Below are 7,225 nucleotides of genomic sequence, written 5' to 3' on the forward strand. Positions count from 1 at the left end.
CGTTCGTCCGAGCCGGAAGCCGGCCTGACGGGGGCTTCGGGAAGAAGGAGGGGTCAGTTGATCTACGTCTGGATCGCCATGTTGTGCGCGCTGGCAGGCTTGGGGACCGCGGCCTACTACGCGTTCTGGGTCCTCAAGCAGGATCCGGGGTCGGCGCTCATGCAGAAGATCTCGAAGCACATCCAGGAGGGCGCGATCGCATTCCTCACCCGTGAGTACCGTGCGATAGCCATCGTGCTTGTTGTGGTCGCTGTCGCGATGGCCGTCTTCCTGCGCGCGAGCGGCGGCATCGTCATGTCGATCGCGTACCTGGTCGGTGCGATCTTCTCCGGTACCGCGGGCTTCATCGGTCTGACCATCGCGACGCGGGCGAACTCCCGCACCACCCATGCAGCCACCAAGAGCATGCCCAAGGCGCTCGAGGTCGCGTTCCGCGGGGGCGCCGTCATGGGCCTGACCGTGGCCGGCCTCGGACTGCTCGGCGTGTCGCTGTGCTTCCTCGTGCTCCTGTTCGCGACGGGCCTGGTCAAGGACCTCGAGATCGTCAAGGGTGCGGCGTGGAGCATATTCGGTCTCTCCATCCCGGCCGAGATCGTCTTCTCGGACATCATCCCGGGCTTCGGCCTGGGCGCCTCCACCATCGCGCTGTTCGCGCGTGTCGGCGGCGGCATCTATACGAAGGCCGCCGACGTGGGCGCCGATCTGGTCGGCAAGGTCGAGGCGGGTATCCCCGAGGACGATCCCCGCAACCCGGCCGTCATCGCGGACAACGTCGGTGACAACGTCGGTGACGTCGCCGGCATGGGCGCGGACCTCTACGAGTCCTACGTCGGCGCCATCGTCGCGCCGCTCGCGCTCGGTTCCTTGCTGCTCGGCTTCCGCGGAGCGCTGCTGCCGGTGCTCATCGCCGCCGTCGGCATGATCTGCTCCGCCGTGGCCACCGCGTTCGTCCGCGGCAAGGAGGGCGGACACCCCGGCCGCTCGCTGTCCGTGGGTACGTACGCCGCCGCGATCCTCACACTCATCGCGTGCTACTTCCTAGTGATGTGGCTCGTCCCGGCCGGCACCACGTTCGCAGACAAGGCCGTCGTGGCTCCGCTCGGCTTCTTCGTGGCCATCTTCGTCGGCCTCGCCGCCGGCATGGCCATCGGCCAGGCGTCCGAGATCTACACCTCCGACGCCTATGGGGCGGTCAAGAAGATCGCCGATGCCGCCAACACCGGCCCGGCCACGACGATCCTGGCCGGGATCGCGACGGGCATGCAGTCGACCGCGGTGTCGATCGTCTTCCTCGTCATCGCCATGGGTGTGAGCTACTGGGCCGGCGAGTGGGCCATGCCCGCCGGCGGCGGCATCTTCGCCGTCGGCCTCTCCGCCATCGGCATGCTGGCCACCACCGGCATCGTCGTCGCCGTGGACGCGTACGGGCCCATCGCCGACAACGCCGGCGGCATCTCCGAGATGAGCCACCAGGGCCCCGAGGTCCGCGCCATCACGGACTCGCTCGACTCGGTCGGCAACACCACCGCCGCCATCGCGAAGGGCTTCGCCATCGCCTCGGCCGCGGTCACCGCACTCGCGTACTTCCAGCTCTACGCCACGAAGGTCGGTCTCGCGGATATCGACATCCTGCAGAGCAAAGTCATCATCGGCCTGTTCGTCGGCGGCATGTTCCCGTTCCTGTTCTCGTCGCTGGCGATCAACGCCGTCGGCCGCGCCGCTCAGGCAATGATCGAGGAGGTCCGTCGCCAGTTCCGTGAGATCACAGGGCTGCGCGAGGGCGCCGAGGGCGTCGAAGGCGAGTACGGCAAGTGCGTCGACATCGCCACCAGTGCCGCCCTGCGAGAGATGATCCTGCCGGCGTCCCTGTCGGTAGCGCTCCCGATCCTGATCGGCCTATGGAGCAAGAGCGCGCTCGGCGGCTTCCTCGCCGGCTCGCTCGTCGTCGGATTCCTGCTCGCCATCTTCATGGCGAACTCCGGCGGCGCGTGGGACAACGCCAAGAAGTACATCGAGGGTGGCGCGCACGGAGGAAAGGGCTCCGAGGCGCACAAGGCGGCCGTCGTGGGCGATACCGTGGGCGATCCCTTCAAGGACACCGCGGGCCCGTCGATGAACATCCTCATCAAGGTCATGTCGGTCATCGCCGTGGTGTTCGCTCCGCTGTTCACCCGGATGTAGAGTCGCACATTCCTGAGCCGGTACCCGTCAGGGTGTCGGTCCGAACGGGTAACATGCTCCCGGGCGCCGCGATCATAAGCGGCGTCCGGGAGCGTCCGTCTGGCATGCACGAGGGGAGGTCGAGTGGGGCGGATCCCGGACGACGATGTCGTCAAGGTGCGCGACGCGACCGACCTTCCGGCACTGATCGCGGAGTCCGTGGTCCTGAAGAAGCGCGGACGCCTGCTCTGGGGCAACTGCCCCTTCCACCAGGAGAAGACGCCGTCGTTCAAGGTCGACCCCGCCACGCAGTTGTGGCACTGCTTCGGGTGCGGCCGCGGCGGGGACGCCATCGGGTTCGTCATGGAGGGGGAGGGTCTCGACTTCCCCGACGCCGTGCGGCGTCTGGCCGATCGCGCCCGCATCGAGATACGCGAGGAAGGCGGCGGCGGGCTTCCCGCCGGGCACAAGGAGCGGCTGCTGGCCGCGCTCGACGCGGCCGCGGACCACTACCACCGGCTTCTGGTCTCTTCGAAGGACGCGGCCGCCACGTCGGCCCGCGCCTACCTGAAGGGCCGCGGTTTCGGTCTCGATGTCGCCAAAGGGCACCGTCTCGGCTTCGCTCCGCGCGGACGCGACTCGCTGGCCGATGCTCTGCTCGCGAAGGGATTCACGCGCGAGGAACTCGTGGAGGCGAACCTCGCCCTCGCCGACGAGGGCGGGCGGCTCAAGGACCGGTTCTTCGACAGGATCATGTTCCCGATCGTCGATCTCTCCGGCCGCGTCGTCGGTTTCGGCGGACGCGTGCTGGGCGACGGGGTGCCGAAGTATCTGAACAGCGCGGACACGCCGGTGTTCCACAAGGCGGCGAACCTCTACGGCATCCACGAGGCCAAGAACCACATCGTACGCACGGGCACGGCCATCGTGGTCGAGGGGTACACGGACGTGATCGCCCTGCACGAGGCGGGGGTATGCAACGCCGTGGCGACACTGGGGACGGCGCTCGGGGAGCGTCACGTCCGCCTCCTCTCCCGTTTCGCGAAGCGTGTGGTCTACCTGTTCGACGGGGACGAGGCGGGATTGCGCGCCGCGGACCGCGCATCCGAGTTCCTCGACTGGCAGGCGACTCCCGAGGCGGGCGCCGCGCGGGTGGACCTGCTCGTCGCGGTGATCCCGGAAGGCCGCGATCCCGCCGACCTCGTCGCCGCGGAGGGCGTGGAGGGGGTGGAGCGGGTCGTCACGGACGCGCTGCCACTCGTGCGGTTCGTCCTCGACCGGCGCCTCGATGCGCACGATCTGTCGTCGCCCGAGGGGCGCTCGCGCGCGCTGGCGGACGCAGTCGCCGCGCTCGTCCCTCTCGGCGACTCCGTCCTCGCGCACGACTACGTGAACTACATCGCGGGTCGGCTGCTGGTCGACTATGCGACGGTACAGCGTGCGCTTCACGGCGTGCGGTCGCCACGCGCGGCGGTCGCGCACTCGGCGGCGGACGAGTCGTCGGGACCCGTCATCATCCCGCCCTCGGGTCCCGAGGGCCGTGCCGAGCGCGAGGTCCTGCGCCTGCTGGCCGTGCATCAGTCGTTGCGCGCTCAGGCACGAGATTCGCTATCGGTGGCGCTGTTCATCGATCCGCTGCATGCGCGCTTGTTCGAGGCCGTTCTCGGCGCGGGCACGGCCGTGGGGGCTCCTTTCGCGGATGCCGTCTGCCGGAGCGTTCCGGAGGCTGCGGGCATCCTCAGCGCATGGTTGGTGGACGAGCGTGAGGACGAGGCGATAGAATCCGCTTTCCGCGACGTGGCGGACCGAATAAAGGGATTCGACCTCGAGCGGCGCATATCCGTTCTGAAGGGCCGCATCCGATCTCTCGACCCCGCGAAGGATGCGAAGGAGATAGACGACACGTTCAGGCAGGTGGCGGCGTTGACGCGGGAAGCGAAGACGCGACGTCGCGATACGGGCACCGGAACCGACGGAGAGGCGTGACCTACACGTGAGTCCACAGTCCCCCAAGCGCGCGAAGGCCTCGGCCGAGAAGTCAGCACCCGAACTCGAGCTGGCTGAGGTCAAGACACTCCTGAAGATCGGGAAGAAGAGCGGCACTCTCACGGAAGACGAGATCCAGGGCGCGCTCGGCGACATGGACCTCTCCACCGAGCAGGTCGAGAACGTCTATGCGCTGTTCGAGCGGACCGGCATCGGCGTGGTCGAGACACCGGACGCCACCGTGGGCACGGACGATCCCGAACTCCTGCTGCCCGACGTCGAGCCCGTCCTCGAAGCGGTCGAAGAAGAGGTTCCCGACCTCGCGCTGGTGATCCCGAAGCCGACCGCGAAGGCGAAGAAGGCGAAGAAGAAGCGTGCGGATGCTCACACCCTGGCGCCTCTGACGGGCGATCCGGTCCGCATGTACCTGAAGGAGATCGGCAAGGTGCCGCTGCTCACCGCGCGCCAAGAGGTCGACCTCGCGATGAAGATCGAGGCGGGGCTCGAGGCCGCGGCGAAACTCGACGAGCTTCGCGCCAAGAGCGGGAAGATCGAGCGCGCCGAGGAGCGCCGGCTCACCAGGATCGAGAACACGGGCTTGCACGCGAAGAAGCTCCTGGTCGAGGCGAACCTGAGGCTCGTCGTCTCGATCGCCAAGCGCTACGTCGGTCGCGGGATGCTCTTCCTCGATCTCATCCAAGAAGGCAATCTCGGCCTCATCCGCGCGGTCGAGAAGTTCGACTACGCGAAGGGCTTCAAGTTCTCCACCTACGCCACCTGGTGGATCCGTCAGGCCATCACCCGCGCGATCGCGGACCAGGCGCGCACGATCCGCATCCCCGTGCACATGGTCGAGACCATCAACAAGTTGATCCGCGTGCAGCGCCAGCTCCTGCAGGAGCTCGGTCGGGAGCCGACCCCGGACGAGATCGGCGAGAAGATGGAGATGACCGCCGAGCGCGTGCGCGAGATCCTCAAGATCTCGCAGGAGCCCGTCTCGCTGGAGACGCCGATCGGCGAGGAGGAGGACAGCCAGCTCGGCGACTTCATCGAGGACGGCGACGCGATCGTCCCGCCCGACGCGGCATCCTTCTCCATGCTGCAGGAGCAGCTCTCGAAGGTCCTCGACAGCCTCTCGGATCGCGAGCGCAAGGTCATCGAGCTGAGGTTCGGGCTGATCGACGGCCATCCTCGGACGCTCGAAGAGGTCGGCCGCGAGTTCGGGGTGACCCGGGAACGCATCAGGCAGATCGAGTCGAAGACGCTGTGCAAGCTGCGCCACCCATCGCGATCGGGCCGCCTGAAGGACTACCTGGAGTAGACCCCGGTCACGACGAGTGCATCGGCCCTTTGTGATCGTCGAGTGCCATCTGCAGCTTGGTCATGACGACCCCGGGCGGCGACGGCTTGAAGACGATGTCGTCGACGCGCAAGGCTCGTGCCTGCGCACGGGCTTCCGGGGTGTCGAACGCGGTATGCAGGACGACGGGGATATCGTGACCGCGTTTGCGGATCTCGTCGACGAGCGTGAATCCGTCCATCAGGGGCATGCGCACGTCGGCGAGCATGACGTCGGGAAGTTGTCGGCCGATGACCTCGAGGGCGGACACCCCGTCGGTCGCGCAGACGACCTCGTATCCGTTGGATTCCAGGTAGAGCTGGTAGACGTCGAGTATCCCCAGGTCGTCGTCGACGAGCAGCACTAGCGGCATCCGTCCCCCATTCGCAGTTCAGCGGTCCGCGCAGGCCGATGCCGGGTCCTCGCGGTCTTGAAGGAAGAGCACGAAGCCGCCCGTTCCGCCGGTGGCGCCGGCGAAACGGGCTCCGGAGAGACAGAAACGACCGGTGGAGCCGTCACCGCGTTCGAGTACCACGTCCGCGGCGGCGACCCTCTCACCGGAGCGCAGCCTTTCCAAGAGGGCGGCGCGGTCGTTCTCGCCCTCCGAGGGAACCGAGGGATCGGGTCCGCCGACGGCGACGTCTCCCGCGAAACCCAACACCCTCTCCGCAGCGGGGTTCCAGAAGGTGACGTTGCCGCCGTCGTCGAGGACGACGACGGCGACAGGTGCGGCGAGTACGACCGCATCTAGGTTGGTGAGCAGGTCGGCCCTCACAGCAACCGACGCGTTGAGCTGGTCGATCAGCGTGTTCTTCACTTCGATCTCGTCGCTGAGGACCTCCATGGCGCGCCTGAGGTCGCGGTTGCTTCTCTTGAGGTCGAGGACCTTCGTCTCCAGCTTCGCCACGAGCCGCTGGCTGTATTCCTTGAGAACCTCGTCCTCGCGTCGGGTCTCGGGCCGGCGGGTCTCGGCCTCACCGGCGATGTGGAGCTCCATCAGCCGGGAGATCTGGTCGAGCAGCGCCTGTGGCTCCTGGGGCTTCCGTAGGAAGAGGTCGGCTCCGATGCTGCCTGCGAACCTCTCGTCCGCGGGTTCGGTGTACGTGGCGGTGTAGAAGACGACCGGTATGTTCCGGAGGACGGGGTCGGACTTCCATTCGCGGCAGAGCTGATAGCCGTCCATGCGGGGCATGAGGATGTCGGTGATGAGGAGGTCGGGGGGATCGGCGCGGGCGTGCTCGAGCGCGGTCACTCCGTCGGAAGCGGACACGACGGTATGGCCCTGCGACTCGAGGACAGACACGACGAAGTAGAGGCCCGCTTCGTCATCATCGGCGACGAGCACTCGCACGGGGTTCCCCTTTCCGGCAGAGAGGCGTGGAGCCCACATTACCAGGGATACCCAGCATCGCATGGTACGAAACGCGGATCGCCTCCCGAGGGAGGCGATCCGGAGTGGTCTTATGGCTCCTCGGGTAGGACTCGAACCTACAACCCTCCGGTTAACAGCCGGATGCTCTACCGATTGAGCTACCGAGGAGTATCGCGCACCGCCCGAACGGGGGGCGACACGTCGGCTGATTATACGGAACGACGTGGGGTGTCGCAAGGCTGCGCGTTGCCTCAGAAAGAATGTACTCGAAACCGATTCGATGCCTCAGAAGAAAAGGTACTCGAACCGGCCCACGCCGGATCGACCGGCGAAGGGCCACGAGGATGCCGCTTTCGATGCCAGAGAAG

At 67.1% G+C, this 7,225-nt stretch carries 5 protein-coding genes and 1 tRNA gene; 3 read left to right on the forward strand and 3 right to left on the reverse strand.

The window, feature by feature from the left end:
• Window positions 1-57: 57 nt before the first annotated feature.
• From WC971_09970 to rpoD, 3 genes are all read left to right on the forward strand, one after another.
• Complete coding sequence (locus WC971_09970; GenBank protein MFA5845140.1) at window positions 58-2,181, forward strand: sodium-translocating pyrophosphatase; 2,124 nt, start codon at window positions 58-60, stop codon at window positions 2,179-2,181.
• A 123-nt stretch (window positions 2,182-2,304) separates the two neighbouring features.
• The gene (gene dnaG / locus WC971_09975) at window positions 2,305-4,146 is read left to right on the forward strand and encodes a DNA primase (protein MFA5845141.1); all 1,842 of its coding nucleotides are present in this window, start codon (window positions 2,305-2,307) and stop codon (window positions 4,144-4,146) included.
• Window positions 4,147-4,216: 70 nt separating this feature from the next.
• Window positions 4,217-5,467: an RNA polymerase sigma factor RpoD gene (gene rpoD / locus WC971_09980; protein MFA5845142.1), complete on the forward strand. Its 1,251-nt coding sequence runs from the start codon at window positions 4,217-4,219 to the stop codon at window positions 5,465-5,467.
• A 7-nt stretch (window positions 5,468-5,474) separates the two neighbouring features.
• Here rpoD and WC971_09985 read toward each other — a convergent pair whose 3' ends face one another.
• From WC971_09985 to WC971_09995, 3 genes are all read right to left on the reverse strand, one after another.
• Window positions 5,475-5,858, reverse strand: a complete 384-nt coding sequence (locus tag WC971_09985; GenBank protein MFA5845143.1) for a response regulator — start codon at window positions 5,856-5,858, stop codon at window positions 5,475-5,477.
• Window positions 5,859-5,876: 18 nt separating this feature from the next.
• Window positions 5,877-6,836 (reverse strand): response regulator, encoded by a 960-nt coding sequence (locus WC971_09990; protein MFA5845144.1) that lies wholly within the window; start codon window positions 6,834-6,836, stop codon window positions 5,877-5,879.
• A gap of 113 nt (window positions 6,837-6,949) precedes the next feature.
• Window positions 6,950-7,025, reverse strand: a tRNA-Asn gene (locus WC971_09995).
• Window positions 7,026-7,225 lie beyond the last annotated feature (200 nt).

The organism is Coriobacteriia bacterium, assembly GCA_041658765.1.
Lineage (GTDB): Bacteria > Actinomycetota > Coriobacteriia > Anaerosomatales > JBAZZO01 > JBAZZO01.

Bases quoted from the DNA above. Each gene is read 5' to 3' on its own strand.
- WC971_09985 (MFA5845143.1), bottom strand. From the start codon at position 5,858: ATGCCGCTAGTGCTGCTCGTCGACGACGACCTGGGGATACTCGACGTC.